21 protein-coding genes are annotated in these 20892 nt (G+C 63.5%); 12 read left to right on the top strand and 9 right to left on the bottom strand.

Annotated elements, in window-relative coordinates:
• The first annotated feature begins 81 nt into the window (after positions 1-81).
• Entirely contained in the window at positions 82-1419 is a 1338-nt protein-coding gene (locus G3T16_RS14370; protein WP_163495838.1) for a DEAD/DEAH box helicase, read from the top strand.
• Between the two features lie 118 nt (positions 1420-1537).
• Here the strand turns inward: G3T16_RS14370 and G3T16_RS14365 are convergent, their stop codons facing one another.
• Positions 1538-3592, bottom strand: coding sequence for a S9 family peptidase (locus G3T16_RS14365; RefSeq protein ID WP_163495837.1), 2055 nt, complete (start codon positions 3590-3592; stop codon positions 1538-1540).
• Between the two features lie 62 nt (positions 3593-3654).
• On the opposite strand from G3T16_RS14365, the gene prlC reads away from it, so the two are divergent.
• Positions 3655-5682, top strand: a complete 2028-nt coding sequence (gene prlC, locus G3T16_RS14360) for an oligopeptidase A (RefSeq protein WP_163495836.1) — start codon at positions 3655-3657, stop codon at positions 5680-5682.
• A 314-nt stretch (positions 5683-5996) separates the two neighbouring features.
• Here prlC and G3T16_RS14355 read toward each other — a convergent pair whose 3' ends face one another.
• Positions 5997-6491, bottom strand: a complete 495-nt coding sequence (locus tag G3T16_RS14355) for a 6-pyruvoyl trahydropterin synthase family protein (protein ID WP_163495835.1) — start codon at positions 6489-6491, stop codon at positions 5997-5999.
• A 115-nt stretch (positions 6492-6606) separates the two neighbouring features.
• Between G3T16_RS14355 and G3T16_RS14350 the strand changes: the two genes are divergently transcribed.
• Genes G3T16_RS14350 through G3T16_RS22520 form a run of 3 tightly spaced genes read left to right on the top strand, consistent with a single transcriptional unit; the run spans position 6607 to position 8088 of the window.
• Positions 6607-7308 carry an SDR family oxidoreductase gene (locus tag G3T16_RS14350; RefSeq protein ID WP_163495834.1) on the top strand — a complete coding sequence of 234 codons (702 nt, stop codon included), beginning with the start codon at positions 6607-6609 and terminating at the stop codon, positions 7306-7308.
• A gap of 1 nt (position 7309) precedes the next feature.
• Positions 7310-7855, top strand: coding sequence for a VUT family protein (locus G3T16_RS22525; protein WP_269473231.1), 546 nt, complete (start codon positions 7310-7312; stop codon positions 7853-7855).
• Positions 7747-8088 carry a queuosine precursor transporter gene (locus G3T16_RS22520; RefSeq protein ID WP_269473230.1) on the top strand — a complete coding sequence of 114 codons (342 nt, stop codon included), beginning with the start codon at positions 7747-7749 and terminating at the stop codon, positions 8086-8088. Before G3T16_RS22525 ends, G3T16_RS22520 begins: the two co-directional genes overlap by 109 nt.
• Positions 8089-8137: 49 nt before the next feature.
• Here G3T16_RS22520 and G3T16_RS14340 read toward each other — a convergent pair whose 3' ends face one another.
• From G3T16_RS14340 to G3T16_RS21995, 3 genes are read right to left on the bottom strand one after another with little or no spacing between them, the layout of a single operon-like run.
• On the bottom strand, positions 8138-9214 hold the full coding sequence (locus G3T16_RS14340; protein ID WP_163495833.1) for a Glu/Leu/Phe/Val family dehydrogenase: 1077 nt from the start codon (positions 9212-9214) through the stop codon (positions 8138-8140).
• Between the two features lie 42 nt (positions 9215-9256).
• On the bottom strand, positions 9257-10549 hold the full coding sequence (locus tag G3T16_RS22000; RefSeq protein ID WP_232059090.1) for a DUF6537 domain-containing protein: 1293 nt from the start codon (positions 10547-10549) through the stop codon (positions 9257-9259).
• A complete protein-coding gene (locus G3T16_RS21995) occupies positions 10543-12756 on the bottom strand; it encodes an indolepyruvate ferredoxin oxidoreductase family protein (protein WP_232059089.1) in 2214 nt (737 codons plus the stop codon). The genes G3T16_RS22000 and G3T16_RS21995 overlap by 7 nt, the downstream gene beginning before the upstream one ends.
• Positions 12757-12838: 82 nt before the next feature.
• Here G3T16_RS21995 and G3T16_RS21990 point away from each other — a divergent pair, with 82 nt between their 5' ends.
• Genes G3T16_RS21990 through G3T16_RS14320 form a run of 4 tightly spaced genes read left to right on the top strand, consistent with a single transcriptional unit; the run spans position 12839 to position 14328 of the window.
• On the top strand, positions 12839-13129 hold the full coding sequence (locus tag G3T16_RS21990; protein ID WP_332102827.1) for an Lrp/AsnC family transcriptional regulator: 291 nt from the start codon (positions 12839-12841) through the stop codon (positions 13127-13129).
• Complete coding sequence (locus G3T16_RS14330; RefSeq protein WP_232059088.1) at positions 13042-13356, top strand: Lrp/AsnC family transcriptional regulator; 315 nt, start codon at positions 13042-13044, stop codon at positions 13354-13356. Before G3T16_RS21990 ends, G3T16_RS14330 begins: the two co-directional genes overlap by 88 nt.
• A 10-nt stretch (positions 13357-13366) precedes the next feature.
• Complete coding sequence (locus G3T16_RS14325) at positions 13367-13570, top strand: hypothetical protein (protein WP_163493298.1); 204 nt, start codon at positions 13367-13369, stop codon at positions 13568-13570.
• Positions 13558-14328: an amidohydrolase gene (locus G3T16_RS14320; protein ID WP_163495832.1), complete on the top strand. Its 771-nt coding sequence runs from the start codon at positions 13558-13560 to the stop codon at positions 14326-14328. Before G3T16_RS14325 ends, G3T16_RS14320 begins: the two co-directional genes overlap by 13 nt.
• A gap of 179 nt (positions 14329-14507) precedes the next feature.
• Here the strand turns inward: G3T16_RS14320 and G3T16_RS14315 are convergent, their stop codons facing one another.
• The 3 genes from G3T16_RS14315 to G3T16_RS14305 form a co-directional block, all read right to left on the bottom strand.
• Positions 14508-15539 carry an OmpA family protein gene (locus G3T16_RS14315; protein ID WP_163495831.1) on the bottom strand — a complete coding sequence of 344 codons (1032 nt, stop codon included), beginning with the start codon at positions 15537-15539 and terminating at the stop codon, positions 14508-14510.
• Between the two features lie 151 nt (positions 15540-15690).
• Entirely contained in the window at positions 15691-16407 is a 717-nt protein-coding gene (gene hda / locus G3T16_RS14310) for a DnaA regulatory inactivator Hda (protein ID WP_163495830.1), read from the bottom strand.
• Positions 16408-16662: 255 nt separating this feature from the next.
• Positions 16663-17712: a DUF2066 domain-containing protein gene (locus G3T16_RS14305; RefSeq protein ID WP_163495829.1), complete on the bottom strand. Its 1050-nt coding sequence runs from the start codon at positions 17710-17712 to the stop codon at positions 16663-16665.
• Positions 17713-17878: 166 nt separating this feature from the next.
• Between G3T16_RS14305 and purM the strand changes: the two genes are divergently transcribed.
• Genes purM through G3T16_RS14290 form a run of 3 tightly spaced genes read left to right on the top strand, consistent with a single transcriptional unit; the run spans position 17879 to position 20323 of the window.
• Positions 17879-18919, top strand: a complete 1041-nt coding sequence (purM, locus tag G3T16_RS14300) for a phosphoribosylformylglycinamidine cyclo-ligase (RefSeq protein WP_163495828.1) — start codon at positions 17879-17881, stop codon at positions 18917-18919.
• The gene (gene purN, locus G3T16_RS14295; protein ID WP_163495827.1) at positions 18916-19572 is read left to right on the top strand and encodes a phosphoribosylglycinamide formyltransferase; all 657 of its coding nucleotides are present in this window, start codon (positions 18916-18918) and stop codon (positions 19570-19572) included. The genes purM and purN overlap by 4 nt, the downstream gene beginning before the upstream one ends.
• Positions 19529-20323, top strand: a complete 795-nt coding sequence (locus G3T16_RS14290; RefSeq protein ID WP_163495826.1) for a DUF3108 domain-containing protein — start codon at positions 19529-19531, stop codon at positions 20321-20323. The genes purN and G3T16_RS14290 overlap by 44 nt, the downstream gene beginning before the upstream one ends.
• On the opposite strand, the gene dcd is transcribed toward G3T16_RS14290, so the two are convergent.
• Positions 20324-20890, bottom strand: coding sequence for a dCTP deaminase (dcd, locus tag G3T16_RS14285; RefSeq protein ID WP_163495825.1), 567 nt, complete (start codon positions 20888-20890; stop codon positions 20324-20326).
• Positions 20891-20892: the final 2 nt, after the last annotated feature.

Here is a 20892-nt window from a genome sequence, read left to right as displayed (position 1 = left end):
ATCTCCATCGGCGCCGCAGGGTCTGTGATGAGGGGCGTGGTACACTGAGCGCCACAGCAGCAGCGACCTGGACACCCCACCGTGCTTGAAGAATTCGACCTCGACCGAAGCCTGCAACTGGCCCTGGCGGAGCTGGCCTATACCACTGCCACCGAAGTACAACAGCAACTGCTGCCACCAGCGCTGGAAGGGCGCGACCTGCGGGTCAGCGCGCCCACCGGTAGCGGCAAGACACTGGCCTATCTGCTGCCGCTGTTGCAGCGACTGCTGACCGAGCCGCTCCCTCCCAGCGCCGGCATCCTGGGACTGGTACTGGTGCCGACCCGGGAACTGGCGCGCCAGGTACTGAAGGAGTGCCGCCAGTTGCTGGCCAAATCGAACTTGCGCGCCGATGCCGTGACCGGCGGCGCCGATTTCAAATACCAGAAGTCCCTGCTGCGCAAGAATCCGGAAGTGCTGGTGGCGACCCCGGGCCGTCTGCTGGAGCACTGCGAACGCCGCAGCACAGATCTGCTGGGCCTGCGGGTGCTGGTGCTGGATGAGGCGGACCGGATGCTGGAAATGGGTTTTCGCGAGGACGTGCTGAAAATCGCCGGTTTCTGCGGCAGCGAGCGTCAGACCCTGATGCTGTCGGCCACCCTGCACAGCCGGGGACTAGGTGAAATCAGCGACAGCCTGCAGCACGAGCCGGTCACCATCAGCTGCGGCGAGATCCGCGCTGCGCACAAGGATATTTTTCACCAGCGCATCCTCGCCGATAATCTGGCGCACAAGGACGCTCTGCTACTGGCACTGCTGGCCGACAGCAGGGGCCGCAAACAACTGGTTTTCGCCAATAAGCGCAGCACAGCAGCGCGACTGGCCGGCCTGCTGCGACACCACGGGCTGCGGGCCGGCTGCCTGCACGGCGAGATGAGTACCGAGGAACGCAAGCAGGTGGTCACGCTGTTTTCCCAAGGTAGTGTGGACATCGTCACCGCCAGCGACCTGGCCGCGCGCGGGCTGGACATCGAGGGTATCGACACCGTCATCAATTACGACCTGCCGCACAGCGGTGATGACTATCTTCACCGCACCGGCCGCACCGGACGCGCCGGCGCCCAGGGGCTGGCGATCTCGTTGATTGGCGCCAGTGACTGGAACCTGATGATCAGCATCCAGCGCTATCTCAAGCTGGAAATGGAGCCGCGCAGCCTGCCCGGCCTGAAGGCGCGCTACGCGGGACCCAAGAAACTGAAATCCTCAGGCAAGGCCGCGGGACAGAAGAAGAAAAGCACCGATGCCGGCCAGGTGAAAAAGAAGGAGCGGCTGCGCGACAAGAAAGCCCGCGGCCGCCCCCGTCGCAAGAGCGCCGACGCGCCTGCCAACGATGGCTTTGCCCCACTGCTGAAAAAGCAGCGGCTGAAGCCGGAGAGCTGATCGGCCGGAGCGGCCGCAATACGCCCGGCCGCCTGCCACCCACCATGCCGGCCACGGTCACCGGAGTCCGGCAGCGGCGCCAGCCGCAATCATAAATCAGTGGCAGATCCAGGCGCCGCTAACCCGCCTGCTCCGGCGCGTAGCGCCCGAACCAGGCCAGGATGGCCTCCACCTTGGCGATCAGCTGGCTGGGGCGCCGGGCGATGGTATGGTAGGCACCGGGCACCCGCACCATCGCGGTATCAATGCCCCGCAGTTTGAGCGCCTGATAGAACTGTTCCGTCTCCGGCATCGGCGTGCGCAGATCCTTCTCGCCGGTGAGCAGCATGGTAGGTGTCACCACATTGCCCACCAGTGACAACGGCGAGCGCTGCCAGTAGGCATCGGGATTTTCCCAGGGCATTTCCCCGAACCAGTAGCGGCTGAAATAGGGACTCACGTCCGCTGTCAGCACAAAGCTGGTCCAGTTGATCACCGGCTTGGCCGCCACCGCCGCACGGAAGCGATCGGTCTTGCCGACAATCCAGGCCGTCAGGGTACCACCGCCGCTGCCGCCGGTGACATACAGTTGCCGCGGGTCCACATAGCCGCGCTCCAGCACCACGTCCACCGCGGACATCAGGTCATCGTAATCCTGGGAAGGGTAATTGTGGTGTATCAGGTTGGCGAATTCTTCACCATACCCTGTGCTGCCCCTGGGGTTCACGTACAGCACCACATAACCGGCTGCCGCGAACAGCTGGATCTCGGCTGCAAAGCGGGGACCATAGTTGGCAAACGGACCACCGTGGATTTCCAGAATCAGCGGGTATTTGCGGTCGGGATCGAAGTCCGGCGGAGTCACGATCCAGGCCTGGATGTCACGCTGATCAAAGGACGACTGCAGCCACAGCTCTTCCACCTGCCCCAGGCTGCGATGCGCCAGCAGGTTGTCGTTGAGGTGGGTCAGCTGCCGCTGCCGGTCACTGCCGAGCTTGCCGACCACGATATCCGCCAGCGTGGTAGCGCTGCCTGCGGTGTAGGCATAGCTGCCCTGGCCGCCCGCCGCGAAGTCCGCGCCGGAGTAGGGACGCCCCAGTTGCTTGCCGCCCAGGCCCCGCGCCAGCACTTCCATGCCGCCGCGCAGGTCGGTCGCCGCCAACAGGGTGTCTCCGCGGTCGTCATAGCGAAACAACAGACGTTTGCCGTCACTGGACCAGCGCGGCTGCTCGATATTGCGATCCAGGTCTGGCAGCAATTCACGGCGCTCGCTGCCATCCACAGACATCACATAGAGCCGGTTCCGGTGGTAGCCCATGCGACGATCATCCCAGCCGGTGTATGCCAGGGTGCGGCCGTCGGGCGACACCACGACGTTGGCATCAGCCCCCTGCCGGTCGGTCAGCGCGGTGGTCTCACCGTCGGCCAGCGCCACCCGGTAAATATCGCTGTTCTGGGTATCCAGTTCCCAGTCGGGATTGCGGTTGGCAGACACGAACAGCGCCTCGCTGTCCGCCGCCCAGGCAATGGCACCGCTGTGGTAATAATCACCCGAGGTCAGCTGCCGCGGACTGCCGCCCGCTGCCGGGATCACGAAGACATGGTCATGGCCGTGAGGCCGGGCGCCCGTGCCATCGGCCCTGTAAACCGTGCGCTCCACCACTTCCGGGCTGCCGGCCCATTCCGCCCCCCTGGGCCGCGGCGGCAGCTCGCCCATACCGGGTTCCGGCTCCGCCACCAGCATCTTGAAAGCCAGCCACTGGCCATCCGGCGACCAGGCCAGGTTGTCCGGAGCGTACGGCAGCCGTGTCAACTGGGCGGTCTGGCCACTGTCCAGCCAACTTACAAACAGTTGCTGCCCGGTGTCGTCGCGGCGCACATAGGCCACCCGGTTGCCGTCCGGCGCCAGCGCCGCGGAGCTGATGCTGTCGGGGCCCGTGGTGACCGGGCGGTGATCGCTGCCATCGATATTGATCCGCCACAGGTTGCTGCGCGGCTGATCGCGCATGATATCCATGCTGTGGCGCAGGTAGAGCAGGCGCCGGCCCTCGCGATCGATCATCGGGGAACTGGCATAAACCAGCTGGAAAACGTCGGCCGCGCTCAGAGCCGGTTTGCTCCAGGCCGGCAGCGATCCCGACAGTACCAGCAGCAGCACCGCCGCGGCGGTCATCCTTGTCACTGAACCTCTCATCTTGCGTCTCCTTCCGTTAGACTACTGCTATCCATACCACCTACCAACTAAAGCTACCTATTATGTCCAACCCACTACTGGAACAGAATACCCTGCCGCCCTTTTCCTCAATCCGGCCCGAACACGTGGAACCTGCCATACGCCAGCTGATTGAGCGCAACCGGCGCCGGGTGCAGGAACTGCTGGCCGCACCCGAGGTGACGCCGGCTGCGTTGCTGGATGCGCTGGAAGACCTGGAGGACGAGCTGGCCCAGCGCTGGGCGGCCGTCGAGCATCTCAACGGGGTCTGCAACAGCGAGGCGCTGCGCGCAGCCTACAACGCCTGCCTGCCGCTGCTGTCTGAATACCACAGCTGGCTGGGCCAGAACACCGGGCTGTACGAAGCCCACCGTGAGCTGGCGGACAGCGACACCTTCGCAGAACTGGACACCGCCCGGCAACAGGCGGTACACAACGCCCTGCGCGACTTCCGGCTGGCCGGAGTGGCGCTGCCAGAGGCGCAGCAGCAGCGTTACAGAGAACTCAAACAGCGCCTGTCGGAGCTGGGCAGCCGCTTTACCGACAACGTCCTCGACGCCACCAATGCCTGGTCGCGCCAGGCCACCGCCGAAGAGCTCGCCGGCCTGCCTGCCACTGCACTGGCCAGCGCCGCCGAGGCGGCGCGGCAGAAAGGCCTGGAGGGTTACTTACTGACCCTGGACTTTCCCTCGGTGCAGCCGCTAATGAGCTATTGCGATAATGCCGCATTGCGGGAGGAGGTCTACACCGCCAATATCACCCGCGCCTCGGAACTGGGCCCCAATGCCGGGCAGTGGGACAACAGCGAGCTGATCACCGAAATACTCGGCCTGCGCCGCGAGCTGGCGGCGCTGCTGGGCTTTGCAAACTATGCCGAGCGGTCTCTGGCCACCAAGATGGCGGAATCTCCGCAGCAGGTGCTCGACTTCCTGCAGGACCTGGCCCGCCGCTCCCGGCCCCAGGCGCAGCGGGAATGGCTCGAGCTGTGCGACTTCGCCGCCAGCGAATTCGGCGTCGCCCCACTGCAACCCTGGGATGTGGCCTATTACAGCGAAAAACTGCGCCAGCGCAAGTTCCAGGTCTCGCAGGAGGACATTCGCCCCTATCTGCCGGCGGACCGGGTCCTGGCGGGTCTGTTCGAGGTGGTCCGGCGTCTGTATGGAGTGAACGTCGAGGAAGTGCAGGAGTTCGACAGCTATCACCCGGATGCGCGCCTGTTCGAACTGCAGCAGGACGGCGAGCCGCTGGCCCGCTTCTACCTAGACCTGTATGCGCGCAGCCACAAGCGCGGCGGCGCGTGGATGGGGGACTGCCGGGTACGCCGCCGCAGGGGGGAGACCCTGCAGCTGCCGGTGGCCTACCTGGTCTGCAATTTCACCCCGCCGGTAGGCGAGGAGCCCTCGCTGCTGACCGAGACCGAGATGAGCACGCTGTTCCACGAATTCGGTCACGGCCTGCAGCACATGCTCACCCGGCAACAGGTGGCCGCCGTCTCGGGCATCAATGGCGTGGCCTGGGACGCGGTGGAACTGCCCAGCCAGTTCCTGGAAAACTGGTGCCACCAGCCCGAGGCGCTGGCGTTCATTTCCGGCCACTACCGCAGTGGCGAGCCCCTGCCGGCAGCGTTGCTGGAAAAGATGCTGGCGGCGAAGAACTTCCAGGCCGGAATGCAGATGCTGCGGCAGCTGGAATTCGCGCTGTTCGACTTCCGCCTGCACTGCGAATGGGGCACAGAAGGGTTGACGGTACAGGGCCTGTTGGACGAGGTACGGTCACAGCTGGCCGTGGTGCCGGTAGCCGATTGCAACCGCTTCCAGAACAGTTTCAGCCACATCTTCGGCGGCGGCTACGCGGCGGGCTACTACAGCTACAAGTGGGCCGAGGTATTGTCGGCGGATGCGTTCGCACGTTTCGAGGAAGAGGGCATCTTCAACCCCGTCACCGGCGGTGACTTCCGCCGCCACATCCTGGAGACCGGCGGCTCCCAGGACGCGATGAGCCTGTTCGTCGCGTTCCGCGGCCGCGAACCCGACGTCGGGCCGCTGCTGCGGCACAGCGGCATCGCCGCCTGAGGCCAGCGGCAGACGGCAGGACACAGAGAATCTATCAGACTGTAGATCTATAGGTCTGCTAGGTGAGCTCACCCGTTAGTTCGCTACCAAGGTAGAGACATCGGCCGGGGTGCGGTGTTCAAGACCGTATGCGACATGGATGCGCGGGGCCGCCCAGGCATCCGAGCCCCCAGGGAGGGGTTCATGGCGTGTCTTGAACACCGTACCTCGGGCGAGGGCTCGGCGACCGAAGTGCCAACCTCCCGTTTGGTGATCCGGCACCCATGACCAAATATTCTGCGAAATATGAGCCGACCTATGGGACAGCAATCCACTTACGCACCTGATTCCACCTGCCGCCAACTGGCGCAGCCTTTCTGGCCGGGTCCCGAGGCCACGCAGACGCGCACTTCCCGCAGGTCGTCGCCAGCGGACAGTGCCAGCAGCTGCTGCAGCAGATAGGCGGAGAACTCCTCCACCGTCGCATTGCGAATCGGCAGCAGCAAGGTATCGCTGGCGAGAAACCGCATTTCATCGCTGTCGAAAAGCACCCGGTAGCAGGCGTCCTCCCGCTCGATGCGCTGGTACGGCGACTCTGCCGCCAGCAGCGTGTACTCATCCAGCGCCTCGCAGAGGGATTTCAGGCGGCGCTTGTAGACGTTGTAATCGGCGGCAAAACCATTGTCGCCGATCGGCGCGACTATCTTCGCCGAGACGGAATAGTTGTGGCCGTGCAGGCGTTCCCGCTCCGTGGCAGAGAAAATGGTGTAGTGCGCCGCCGAGAACTTGTGGCTCTCCTTGTCGATATACAGCGTGGTCAGGCGCTCCATAGGCATTGCCCTGCAAATAGTTAACAATAGCGCATTGTTACGGCTGACCCGGCAATAGGCAAGCGCGCCACGGTGCCGCCGCCCGGCCGTTCACGATCTGTCATACGGGGAACACATGAACACAACCATCATTACCGGCGCCAGCGTCGGCATAGGGCGCGCCGCGGCGCGCCGCTTCCTGGAGCAGGGCTACACCGTCTGCAATCTGGCGCGGCGCCCCTGTCCGGAGGCGGGTGTGCTGAACATTGTCTGCGACCTGGCCCACCCCGCCAGTATTGCCGATGCCTGTGGGCAGTTGCTGCCGCTGATCGACAAAAGCAGCAACGTCTGCCTGCTGCACAATGCCAGTCAGATGCGCAAGGACAGCGCCACCGCTTGCGACAGCGACAGCCTGCGCGAGGTACTGGAGGTCAATGTGGTGGCCTTCAACAGCCTCAACCAGCAGCTGCTCTGGGCTCTGCCCGCTGGCTCCAGTGTGCTGTATATCGGCTCGACGCTGTCGGAAAAAGCAGTGGCGGGCACCTTCAGCTACGTGGTCAGCAAGCATGCCCAACTGGGGATGATGCGGGCCAGCTGCCAGGACCTGATGGGCAGCGGTATCCACACTGCGCTGATCTGTCCAGGTTTCACCGATACGGAAATGCTGCGCAGCCATATCGGCGACGACCCCGAAGTCGCCGCCGCGATAGGTGGCATGAACGCCTTTGGCCGCCTGATCGAGCCCGACGAGATCGCCGGGCTGATTGTCTGGGCCCACGCCAACCCGGTCATCAACGGCGCAGTACTGCATGCCAATCTGGGCCAGAAGGAAAGCTGAGATGGCCACCCTGGCAGTGGAAGTGGTGTGGGAGCGCAGGGAGCGCGTATTCCTGGTGCTGGCCGGCACATTTCTGTGTGCCATGACGCTGCTCAACGTGATCGGCATCACCCGCTTTGTGCAGTTGGGTCCGATGGCGCTGGCGGTCGGCGTACTGCCCTATCCGCTGACCTTCCTGTGCACTGACCTGGTCTGCGAGCTGTACGGCCGGGCACGGGCCAACTTTCTGGTCAGCGTGGGCCTGGGTCTGAACTTCTTCATCCTGTTCGTGCTGTTTCTGGGTGATGCCATCCCCTCGGTCGCCGCTGGCAACATGCCGCCCTGGCAGGTATTGCAGCTGGCGCAGCCGGTAGTGCTGCCCAACGGCGATGTCGTACGCGACAGCGTGGGCCTGTATCAGCTGATCTATGCCACCACCTCGGGGCGGTGTTTGCATCCATGCTCGCCTACATCACCGCCCAGTACTGCGACGTGCAACTGTTCCATTTCTGGAAGCGGGTCACCCGCGGCAAGCACTTGTGGCTGCGCAACAATTTCAGCACCCTGATGAGTCAGATGGTGGATTCGGTGATGGTGGTCACGGTCACCTTTGGCGCCGCCTTTCTGCGGGGGGAAATTGCCTTCCAGGCGCTGTTGCTGCTGATCGGCAGCAACTACCTGTTCAAGGCCACCGTCGCGCTGCTGGATACCGGGCCGTTTTACCTGTGCGTGCACTATTTGCGCCGGTATCTGCGATTGGGGCCGCAGGATTACGCCATCCCTGGCGTGGGCGCCAGCTGACTGACATCGCCTACGGATGAGGCCGGGCCCATACGGCCCGGCGCCGCTATCAACCCACCGCTGACAGGGGCGCGGCCAGTGGATCGGGCTCGCCGGCCCGCAGATATTCCTTTGCCAGGTCCTCTGCAATCAGATGGGTCGGGCAGTGGCTGGTATCGGCTCGCCGCAACACTTCAGCCAGGGAGGTTGCGATGCGCTGGATATGTTCGCCCTTGGTCACGTCGGCAGAGCCCATGCGCTGGTGGTGTACATCGATGATGCCGCCGGCGTTGATCAGGAAATCCGGGCAATACAGGATGCCGTGATCCTGCAGCCGCGCGCAATCCTCTGCCGTCGCGAGCTGGTTGTTGGCGGCACCGGCAATGATACCGGCCCGCAGCCGGGGAATACTGCGGTCATTGAGCACCGCGCCCATCGCGCAAGGAGCCAGGATATCCACTTCCAGGAACAGGATTTCATCCGTGCTCACCGGAATGATATCCAGTTCCTGCACAGCCCGCTGCAGATTGTCCGCATTGATATCGGCACCGTAGACTACCGCGCCATCGGTACGCAGCAGGCGGGCCAGGTAATACCCCACATGCCCCAGGCCCTGGATCGCCACCCGCAGCCCCGCGCAACTCTCCGCGCCCAGGCGGTGTTTCACTGCCGTGCGAATGCCGAGGTATACGCCGTAAGCCGTGCTGGGAGAGGGGTCGCCGCCATGTTCGTTGTCATTCATGCCGCTGACGAAGGCGGTGCGCTCTGCCATCAACCGGATATCCGGCACGCCGGTGCCGGAATCTTCCGCTGCGACATAGCGCCCGCCCTGGGACTGGATGAAGTCACCCATGGCCCGCAGCAGGGCCGGGCTCTTGTCGCGCCGCGAATCACCGATGATGACTGATTTGCCCCCGCCCAGCGGCAGCCCCGCCAGGGCGGATTTGTAGGTCATCCCGCGGGACAGGCGCAACACGTCATGCAGCGCCTCCTCGTCACTGGCGTAGGGATACATTCTGCAACCCCCGAGGCCTGGACCCAGTGTGGTGTCGTGCACGGCGATGATCGCGCGCAGGCCGGTGGCCCGGTCCGAGCCAAAAGCCACCAATTCGTGTTGGTCATAGGCGGGGGCGGAAAAAACACTCATCAGTCTGTCCTTTTGTTGGGCCATGCTTGTCGGGATGCCACCTCAGGCGGCGTTAACGATGGTGACCGGACTGGCGGGGTCACCGTGGAGCTGTTGCAACAGGTGCTCGCGCCGCCGCGCCAATTGCTCGCGGTTGCGGTCCTTCACATGATCGAAGCCGCGCAGCTTCGCCGGCAGTTGCGCCAGCTCCAGCGCAACCTCGTAGTTGGCGGTGGCCAGGGTCGGGGCCAGGCGCTCCAGCAGCTCGATGTACTCATCCCGGTCGGCGCGCTCCTGCCTGCGCTCCGCGGTGCGGCCAAAAATATCCAGCGCAGTACCGCGCAGGAAGCGCAGCGGTGCCAGCCAGCTGAAGGCGCGCAGCATCCAGGGACCGAATTCCTGCTTCAACAGGTGGCCGGTATGGGGATCGCGCTTGCTTAGCAATGGCGGCGCCAGATTGAAGCGCAGTTGGTAGTCGCCCTCGAACTGCTGCTCCAGCTTGCGCAGGAACTCGCCGTCGCTGTACAGGCGCGCCACTTCGTACTCGTCCTTGTAGGCCATCAGCTTGTACAGGTTGCGGGCCGCGGCGACGGTGACGGAATCCGCCTCCGTGGCGCGCGGATCGGCCTGCCGCAACTGCGCCACCTGCTGCCGGTACTGGTCCGCATAGGCGGCATTCTGGTAGCGGACGAGGCGGGCGGCCCGGTCTTCGATGATCTCATCCAGATCCTGCAGCCTGGCGGGAGCCGCCGGAGCCAGCTTCTCGACCAGCCGCAGCACCCGCTCCGGCTGGTGGGCGCAACGGCGGCCCCACAGGAAGGCCTCCTTGTTGAATCCCACCGCCACCGCGTTGAGCTCGATGGCCTGCTCCAGCGCTGCCGCCGACACCGGCACCAGACCCTGCTGCCAGGCGTAGCCCAGCAGGAACAGATTGGAGGCAATGGAATCCCCCAGCAGCTGGGTGGCAATGCGGGTGGAATCGATGAAGAAGGTCGCCTGCTCACCCACCTCATCGGTGACTTTCGCCTTCATGCCTCGGGTCGGAAACTTGGCGTCGGGGTCGAGAATAAAGGCAGAGGTCGGCACCTCGGCATCATTGACCACTGCGTGGGTGCGGCCGTGGGCGACCTTGCCCAGCGCCTCATAGGTGGCTGTGACCACCAGATCACAACCGAGCAGCAGGTCGGCCTCCCCGGCGGGAATCCGCACCGCCTTGATCTCTTCCTGACTAGCGCTGACCCGGACATGGCTGACCACGGCACCAAATTTCTGCGCCAGGCCGGTCTGGTTCAGAGTGGCGCAGCCCTTGCCTTCAATGTGGGCTGCCATCGCCACAAGTGCGGTGATGGTCAGCACGCCGGTGCCCCTACGCCGGTAACCACCGTGTTCCAGGGCCGGTCCAGCGCCGGCAATACCGGCTCCGGCAGCGGATCGAACAGGGTGTCGGCATCACCGCCGGCGCCGTCGGGCTTGCGCAGTTTGCCGCCGATCACCGACACAAAACTGGGGCAAAAACCATTGGCGCAGCTATAGTCCTTGTTGCAGGAACTCTGGTCGATCTGGCGCTTGCGGCCCAGCTCGGTTTCCTTGGGGACCACTGACAGGCAATTGGACTTGACGCTGCAATCACCGCAGCCTTCGCAGACTGCGTCATTGATGAACAGGCGCTTGGGCGGATCTTCCAGGCTGCCTTTCTTGCGCCGGCGCCGCTTCTCCGCGGCGCAGGTCTGCACATAGACGATTACCGAAGTACCCTCGAATTCACGCAGCTCACGCTGCAGGGCGTCCAGCTCATCCCGGTGATGCAGGCTGTACCCGGAGATGTCGCGAAACTCTCCGCGCCAGGCCTCGGGGTGGTCGCTGACGACCGCGATGCGGCGAACGCCCTCGGCACTGACCTGCTTCACCACATCGCCGACGGACAGGGTGCCGTCGATGGGCTGGCCACCGGTCATCGCCACCGCGTCGTTGTAGAGAATCTTGTAGGTGATGTTGACACCGGCGGCGACGGCGGCACGGATTGCGACGATGCCGGAGTGGAAGTATGTACCGTCGCCGAGATTCTGGAACACATGCTTTGTCTCGGTAAAGGGCGCGTGGCCAATCCAGGTCGCGCCCTCACCACCCATCTGGGCGAAGGTGTGCGTCGCCCGGTCCGGCATCCAGGTGGCCATGTAATGACAGCCGATCCCGCCCATGGCGAGACTCCCGTCCGGCACCCGGGTCGAGGTGTTGTGGGGGCAACCCGAGCAGAAGTGTGGCACCCGCTCGATGGTTTGCCGCGGTTGCGCCAGCGACATTTCCTTCTGCTCGATCCAGCTGATGCGCTGATCCATGGTTTCCGACTGGTAGAAGCGGCGGATGCGGCTGGCGATGGCCAGCGCGACCATCGCCGGGGTCAGCTCCGACAGGTTGGGCAGCAAGTCACGGCCCTCTTCATCAAACTCACCGATCACCCGCGGCCGCCCCGCCACCGGGTAGTTGTAGAGCTGCCCGGTGAGCTGGTCTTCAATGATGGAGCGCTTCTCCTCCACCACCAGAATCTCTTCCAGCCCCTCGGCGAAGTCGTGCGTGGCGCGCGGTTCCAGCGGCCAGGGCATGCCCACCTTGTACACCCGCAAGCCGATTTCGGCGGCCACGGCCTCGTCGATACCCATGTCCTCCAGCGCCTGCATCACATCGAGGTAGGCCTTGCCCGACGTGATAATACCCAGCCGCGGCCTGGCACAGTCGATGACGATGCGGTTGAGACCGTTGACCCGTGCGAACTCGCGGGCAGCGTAGATCTTGTATTTGTTGAGGCGCAGCTCCTGCTCCAGCGGCTTGTCCGGCCAGCGTGCGTGGACGCCGTCCGCGGGCAGCTGGAATTCGTCGGGAATCACGATATTGATGCGGTCGGGATCGAGGTCGGCGGAGATAGCGGAATCCATGTTCTCGGTGATCGCCTTCAGCGCCACCCAGCAGCCGCTGTAGCGGGACAATTCCCAGCCGAAAATGCCCAGATCCAGCACCTCCTGCACGTTCGACGGGCTCAACACCGGCACCGAAGCGCCAATGAACATGTGCTCGGACTGGTGTGGCAGGGTGGACGATTTACAGGCGTGGTCATCGCCGGCCACCGCCAGTACCCCTCCGTAGCGCGAGGTACCGAAGGCATTGGCGTGCTTGATGACGTCCATGCTGCGATCAACGCCCGGCCCCTTGCCATACCACATGCTGAACACGCCATCGTATTTGGCGCCGCCGAACAGGCCGGTCTGCTGGCTGCCCCAGACAGCGGTCGCCGCCAGATCCTCGTTGACCCCCGGCTGGAACACGACGTTGTGCTTGTCCAACCAGGGCTTTGCCTTCCACATGGCCTGGTCGACCCCGCCCAGCGGCGAGCCACGGTACCCCGAGATAAACGCTGCCGTATTGAGCCCCGCGCGCTGGTCGCGCTGGTGCTGCAACATGGGCAAGCGGACCAGCGCCTCGATGCCGGTCATGTAGGCCCTGCTCGCATCAAGCGCGTACTTGTCGTCCAGTGACACTTTGCGAATGGCCTTGCTGTTGTCTGTACCCATGCCTGTCTACCCTCCCAATTAGGGGAATTGTCACCGAAAATTATAGAAAGAGTTATTTGATTTGGCCCAGGTTTCGGGTTTAATGCGCATAAATTATGCACCACAAATAATGACGGAGGTCAGAATGACCATGGGACTTGCGAGACAGGACGTCGAGATCCTGAAACTGCTGCAGCGGGACTCCACCATCAGCACCGCCAGCATTGCCGAAAAGATCAATCTGTCGCAATCGCCCTGCTGGCGGCGCATCAATCGGCTGGAACAGGAGGGGCTGATCCGGGGCGGGTGGCGCTGCTGGACCGCGCCCGGCTGGGCATGGAGGTGGTGGTATTTGCTACCATCAATCTCACCTCCACCGGCCGCCAGAACCTGATGACCTTCGAGCAGGACATCGTGCGGCACGCCGAGGTCATGGAATGTTATACAATGACCGGTATCTGGGACTACATGCTGAAAATCGTCACCCGCGACATCCGCCACTATGAGGACTTTGTGCGCAATACCCTGACCGCCAGCCCCGCCATTCGCGAATTGCATTCCCATATGGCAGTGACCGAAATCAAGAACAGCACCGAACTTCCGCTGGACAGCCAGCTGTAGGTCGCGCCGTATGTTGCACAGCAAACTGCCCGGGGTGGGCACCATAACCTTCAGCTGCATGTCGGCCCTGGCCACTGAGTGTGGGGCGCTGAACCTGTCCCAGGGCTTTCCCGACTGCCCGGCGCCACCGACAACCTACTGCGCGATTACCGCCAGCGTCAGTGCCCCAGACGAGGTGATCCTGCTGGCGGCGGAGCAATTATGCAGGATCTGACAGTCACACTTGTCCAATGCGAACTCGCCTGGGAGGCCCCGGCAGACAACCGGCGGCATCTGGAAACCCGGTTCGCCAGTCTTGGGGAACCGGGCGACCTGCTGGTACTGCCGGAAATGTTCACGACCGGCTTTTCCATGAATGCGCTGGCCAATGCGGAGCCGCCCGGGGGCACCACCGAAACCTGGTTGCGGCAGTGGGCACGGCAACTGGACTGTGCCATCACTGGCAGTATCGCGGTGCAGGAAGGAGATGCCGTTTACAACCGGATGCTGTTTGCAACCCCGGAGGCACTGCACTACTACGACAAGCGCCATCTGTTCCGGATGGCGGGCGAGCACCAACGCTACGCCGCCGGCACACAGCGGGTCATCGTGCCCTGGCGCGGCTGGCGCATCAATCTTCAGGTCTGTTACGACCTGCGCTTTCCAGTGTTCTGCCGCAACCGCCGCGACTATGAGCTGATGTTGTTTGTGGCCAATTGGCCCGCCGTCAGGCGCCAGCACTGGCGCGCGCTGCTGGAGGCACGGGCCATCGAGAACCAGGTCTGCGTGGTCGGTGTCAACCGTATCGGCCAGGATGCAAAAGGTTGGGAGTACGCGGGGGACAGTCTCGCCTTCAACGCTGAGGGGCAACTGCTGGCGGACCTCCAAAACGAAAACGGCACCGCCAGCGTGGTGCTGAGCGGTGCCGATCTCGTAAGCTATCGGGAAAAATTCCCCTGTGATCTGGATGCGGACGGGTTTCAGCTGGACTGAACCCCGCCTGCATTGCTGTCTCATATTTTTCGCGGAGTAATAACTGGTTACGGGTGCCGGGTCATTGGGTGGGAGGCCGGCACTTCGAGTGTCGAGACATCGACCGGGAGATATCTCTACCCTTATCGCCGAACGAGAGGTGCGCTCCACCCGCGCAAAGCGGGTGGAGCGGCAGGATGTTATTCCTCGTATTCCACTTCCAGCGTCGCCATTACCCGACGGTTCTCGGCACGACCTTCCCTGGTGTCGTTGCTGGCGACCGGCCGGGATTCGCCGTAGCCCTTGGGCTGCAGCCGATTCGAGGCGATACCGTGCTGGTTGACCAGTACATCTACCACGGCCTTGGCGCGCGACTGCGACAACTTCTCGTTGTAGCTCTCGGGACCCACGCTGTCGGTATGGCCTTCAACTTCCACCTGCAGGTCATCAAAGCGCTTCAGGAACTCAGCCAGTTCACGGATATCCGTAAAATACTGCTCCTTGACTACCGATGAATCGAAGTCGAAATTGACCTTCAGCTTAATGGATGCAACCTGTGCCACCGGCAGCGGACAGCCGTTGGCATCAACCCGGGTACCCGGAGGCGTGCCCGGGCACTGATCGCGGTCGTCAGGCACACCGTCACCGTCGGAATCCACCGGCGCGGCAGGAGCCCGCGCGGGTTCGGCCGCGGCGGCTGCCTGTACCTGGCCGAAATAGTAGTTCACGCCGGCGCTGAACAGCAGGTCGTTTTCGTTCTCATCCAGGCTGTGCAGCATGCGCGCCTCGAGACGCGCGCCGAACCTGGGCGTCATCATCCAGCGCACACCGCCGCCGGCATGGGCAGTGGTTTCGCGGTCATAACCGCCGCCATCGACATCGATTTCACCCATGCCGAAGGTTCCGTAGGGGCGGACCCGGTTGGCGCCGCCGATGTAGCTGCCCGCGTAATAGAGCATGCCTACCTGCCAGGTGGATACATCCACTTTGCTGCCATCCAGATGCCGGGCGTCGTCCTCGGCATACAGGACTTCTGCCGCCCAGTTGTCACTGAAGGCGTATTCCAGCCCTACCCAGGGAGTCCAGGTATCATCCAACCTCCGATCGCCATCAAAGACCCACTTCGCAGCGCCCAGATTGACAGTAATCGGTGCCTCGGCCGCTACTGGTGCTGACAGCATCGTAGCCGCGGTGGCGGCGACGGCAATGCCCGCAAGAATTCGTGATTTCATCGATTCATCTCCTTTGCTGTAAACCCGTCCCCATCATGGGAAGTGTAGAATGCAACTTCCGCGCAGGATACCCCTACAACGCCAGGTTGCCAGCTATTTCGCCCCGAAATAGTTACACAAATTTTCGGGAATTGATGATGGTGCCGGCCCACTATAGGCTGAGAACCTGTTTCACAAAAGGTATCGTCAATGGCCGCTGCGTGGCAAGAGAGTGGGCATCCAGGCGATCCAGCAGCATCAGCAGGCTTGCCAAGCCCCGCGGCACTCGGCTGACCAGGAAGCGGCTCACTTCCTGCGGCATCTGCAGGCCCCGCCGTTGCGCCCGGAACTGCAAAATGGCCTGCCGGCGTTGATCATCCGGCACCGGCAACTGAAACACCAGGCCCCAGCACAGCCGTGAGTGCAGATCGGCCAGCCCCACATCGAGCAGGCGCGGCGCAGCGCTGGCACTGATCAGCAGGCGGCAGTCCTGGTCGCGGGCGCGGTTGAAGAAATGGAACAGCGCCAATTCCCAGTCCCGGTCGCCCAACACGGCCTCAATGTCATCCAGGCATACCAGTTGCATCTGTTCCAGCCCCTGCATGACTTCGGCGGGCGGGTACGCCCCGAAGTCAGCCAGCGGCAGATAGCAGCCGACATTGCCCGCCAGGTGGCAGGCGGCCTGCAGCAGATGCGATTTGCCGGTATCGCCCGAGCCGTGCAAAAACAGCAGTGGCTCCCCGCCCGGCTCCAGTTGCTGGCGCAGTGCCGCCAGCAACGGCGCCTGTGACGACAGGGCCAGAAAACTCTCCAGCGTGGCATCGTCGCGCAACTGCATATTGAGCGCCAATTGTCGCGCCGGACTGCTATCTGCGGGTGTATTATTCATTTGGATTTATTGCTGTCCCATTGTCCGACTACGAGGCTAGAGAGATCAACCGGGGTGTGGTGTTCAAGACCGTATGCGACATGGATGCCCAAAGCACTCGCTGCGCTCATGGGGCAGGCTCTGCGCGGGGCCGCCCAGGCATCCGAGCCCCCATGGAGGGGTTGACGGCGTGTCTTGAACACCACACCCCGGTTGATGTCTCGGCAGTCGAAGTGCCAGCCTCCTGCCCCGCAATCCGGCAGCGGTTTTCGCGAATCAGCTGCGCCATCGGTAGCTCAGCTGCGTGCCAGTGCCTCCCGCTGCAGGTGTCAGCCGCGGGTTCAACTCAATGATGGTCGCCAGATGCCCGGCATCGGCCTGCGCCGTCAACTGCAGTGACAGCTGATCGCCCCTGATCGTGGTGACGCTGGCCCGTTCAATCAGCTCCAGACTCTCCAACCAGGAGACAATACCCGCGTAATCCGCGTAACTGGTGACGCCGCTGACCACCATGGTCAATCCGGCGTCCGGCAGGCCGGTGGCTGCTACCGCGTAGCGTGCCGCCATGTCCTCCGCCACCAGGCTGACCCCCCGGGCCACGAATTCTTCCACGCTGGCCCGGGTCACACTGCGATTGAGTTTGTTGTCGCCGGCCAGATAGGTCCAGTCCCCGACCCGGTCTTCAGAGGACAGGGTTGCCACCCGACCGGCCAGTACTTCGGTCACTCCGTAGCGCCTGGAGGCCGCATGCAGCCGGGGGGCGGACAGCTGCCAGGCTTGGTCGGGGCTCAGGGCCGCGCTATCAGTCAGATCAAACAACGGCAAGCGCACGGGAATCCCGCGCCGCCGGAACGCCTCGATCAGGGTCCCGGTGAGCTCGGGCGCGCTTTCCTCAGTGACAAAGCTGCGCTCGCCACCGTCATCCTGCACCAACCACAACAGCACCACGGGCCGGTTGGCTGTCCACAGCGGCGCACCAGCTGCCGTCAGCAGGCCCCGTACCTGGCCCGGATCGAACTCCACCCGCGCGGCCAGCGCTTCGGGGGAGCGGCCGGTACGGGAATAAGAGTACTGCAGCACCTGGTTGCGGGCAGATTTCAGGGCCTGTTCTATCTGCGGCAGGGCCAGTACTTCCCGGGATCCTGACACCTTGACCAGCACCCGGGCCAGCCCCTCCCCGGAGGCACGGGCCAGTTCCGCAGCGCTGCGGTCTTCCACCGCCACCTCTGCCACATAGAGATCCCGCACCAGCTCAGATGCCAGTACCGGCACGGCCGCGAGCAGCAATACCAGCAGTCCCGCCAGCCGCACCATTAGCCTCGTCAAAGCCGCCTCCGCCTTCGCAAATAAAGTGCGTCATTGTATCAGCACTGCGGACAGGCAACAGACCCGGGCGAAAAATGACCGCAGGGTGAAGTGGCGCCGGTTTCCGGCTAGAATACCCGCCCCTGCAACTGCAGCTTCCCTGGCCTGAAAGCGGATCCCATACCCCATGAGTACAGACAACGGGCGCACCTCCCTCAGCTACAAGGATGCCGGCGTCAATATCGACGCCGGTAACGCACTGGTCGAGCGTATCAAGACGGTGTCGCGACGCACCTCCCGGCCCGAGGTTCTGGGGGGGTTGGGAGGCTTCGGTGCCCTGTGCGAAATACCCGCGGGGTATCGGCAACCGGTGCTGGTGTCGGGTACCGATGGAGTCGGCACCAAACTGCGCCTGGCGCTGACCATGGGCGTACACGACAGCATCGGCATCGATTTGGTGGCCATGTGTGTCAACGATCTGGTGGTGGCCGGGGCGGAACCCCTGCTCTTCCTCGATTACTACGCCACCGGTGCGCTGGATGTGGACACGGCGGCGGCGGTGGTCACCGGTATCGGCGCCGGCTGTGAACTGGCCGGCTGTGCGCTGGTCGGCGGCGAGACCGCGGAAATGCCCGGCATGTACCACGGAGCAGACTACGATCTGGCCGGATTCTGCGTCGGCGTGGTGGAAAAGTCGGAGATCATCGACGGCAGCGCCGTGGCGGCCGGGGACAGCCTGATCGCCATTGCCAGCAGCGGTCCGCATTCCAACGGCTACTCGCTGATCCGCAAGATCCTGGAAGTCAGCGGCGCCGACCTGCAGCAGCCTTTTGCCGGCAGCACCCTGGGGCAGACCCTGCTGACCCCCACCACGATCTATGTCAAACCCCTGCTGGAACTGTTCCGCAAGGTCCAGGTCAAGGCGCTGTGCCATGTCACCGGCGGTGGCCTGCCGGAAAACCTGCCGCGAGTATTGCCCGAGGGCTGTCGCGCCGTGGTCGACACCGGCAGCTGGCAGTGGCCAGAGATATTCCACTGGCTGCAACAGCAGGGCAATGTCGCCACCGCCGAGATGTACCGCACCTTCAATTGTGGTGTAGGCATGGTGCTGTGTGTCGCCGCTGACGACGCTCCGGCGACGCTTGAGACACTGGCCCGCAGCGGCCTCACGGCCTGGCGTTTGGGGGATGTGGTCGCCGGTGAGCGGGGCACCGAGCTGGCCGGATGAGCAGCGTCGAACGAGGCCGAATCGCAATCCTGATCTCTGGCCGCGGCTCCAACATGGTGGCCTTCCTGGAGGCCTGCGAACAGGGGCGGCTGGCCGCTGATATCTGCCTGGTGGCCAGCAATCGCCCCGACGCGGCCGGCCTGGCGCGGGCCGCAGCCGCCGGTGTTCCTACCGCCTGCGTCGACCACCGCGACTACCCGGAGCGAGAAGCCTTCGACGCCGCCCTGGTGCGCTGCGTACAACAGCAGGAGCCGGACCTGGTGATCCTGGCCGGATTCATGCGGATACTGACTCCGGTATTTATAACGCCTTTCTCCGGTAGATTATTGAACATTCATCCGTCATTGTTGCCCAAGTATCCCGGACTTCATACACATCAGCGGGCAATTGATGCAGGGGACAGTGAAGCCGGAGCCACCGTTCACTTCGTCACTCCCGAGCTGGACGGCGGCCCGCCGGTACTACAGGCGCGCCTGCCGATGCTGCCGGGCGACACGGCCGACAGCCTGGCAGCCCGGATCATTGCGATCGAGCACGTGATATATCCGCTGGCCGCCCGGTGGTTCCTGCAGGGCCGGCTCATTTTGAACAAACAAGGAGCATTTCTTGATGGCCAGAAAATACCCCCCAGTGGCATTGAGTACCGGCCGTAACAGCCTTCTGGGGCTCGCTCTGGCCGCGCTCGTCCTCGCCTGTCCCGCACTGCAGGCCGCCGAATCCGAGGCGGCAGATGCCGCCACCGCCCTGAAACCCTACAATGCCGACTATAAAACGTCCGCCCGGGGCATGACTGTGACGCTGGAGCGGGAGCTGAAGTCGGACGGTGACGGCAACTATACCCTGACCAATGGTGGCAAGCTGCTGGTGGTGGGCTTTCACGAGGTCGCCCTGTTCCGGATACAGGAGGGCCAGGTCAAACCCAAATCCTACATCTACCAGGGCACCGGGCTGATCAACCGGCGCCGGGAAGTACATTTCACCCCGGGCGCGGACACCGTGCGCAGTCTCTACAAGGACGAATGGTATGAACTGCCCTATACCGAGGGCACTCTCGACCGGCTGAGCCAGCAGGAGCAACTGCGGCTGCATCTGCTCAACACGGAGGACCCGCGGCAGGATATCCAGATCCGGGTGGCCGACGGCAAGCGGGTCAAGGACTACACGCTGGTCTTCAGGGGTGACGAGATCGTGGAAACCCCGCTGGGACCGGTCAACACTCTACATTTCGAGCGCCCCCATGATGATTCCGAGCGCGAGTCGGATATCTGGATCGCGCCGGAATGGGACTACCTGATGGTGAAGACCGTCCACGTCGAGGATGGCAAGCCGGTGGAGATCCTGCTGTCTGAGGCGACCATCGCCGGCGACAGGGTCGAGGTGGCAGCCGTCGCGCCCGACGCCTGATCAGGCCCGCGGCAGGGTGACGCCGCGCTGACCCTGGTATTTGCCGCGGCGGTCGCGGTAGCTCACTTCGCAGACTTCATCCGATTCGAAAAACAGCATCTGCGCCACACCTTCATTGGCATAGATTTTGGCCGGCAGTGTCGTGGTGTTGGAAAACTCCAGCGTCACATGCCCTTCCCACTCCGGCTCCAGCGGCGTCACGTTGACAATGATGCCACAGCGCGCGTAGGTGGACTTGCCCAGGCAGATGGTCAGCACGTTGCGCGGAATACGGAAGTATTCCACCGTGCTGGCCAGCGCAAAGGAATTGGGCGGAATCACACAGACCGGACCATGAACGTCGACAAAGCTGCCGTCATCAAAGGCCTTGGGGTCCACAGTGGCGGAATTGATATTGGTGAATATCTTGAAGTGTTCCGAGCAGCGCACATCGTAGCCATAGCTTGAGGTGCCGTAGGAAATCAGCTGCTGCCCGCCGTTGCTACGCACCTGGCCCGGCTCGAAGGGCTCGATCATGCCCTGTTCCTGTGCCATCTGGCGGATCCACCTGTCTGCTTTAATACTCACCT

The organism is Kineobactrum salinum (assembly GCF_010669285.1).
In the GTDB taxonomy this organism is placed as follows: Bacteria; Pseudomonadota; Gammaproteobacteria; order Pseudomonadales; family Halieaceae; genus Kineobactrum; species Kineobactrum salinum.
Note: the sequence above shows the minus strand (reverse complement) of the source record. Positions and strands in the feature narration are given on the sequence as shown.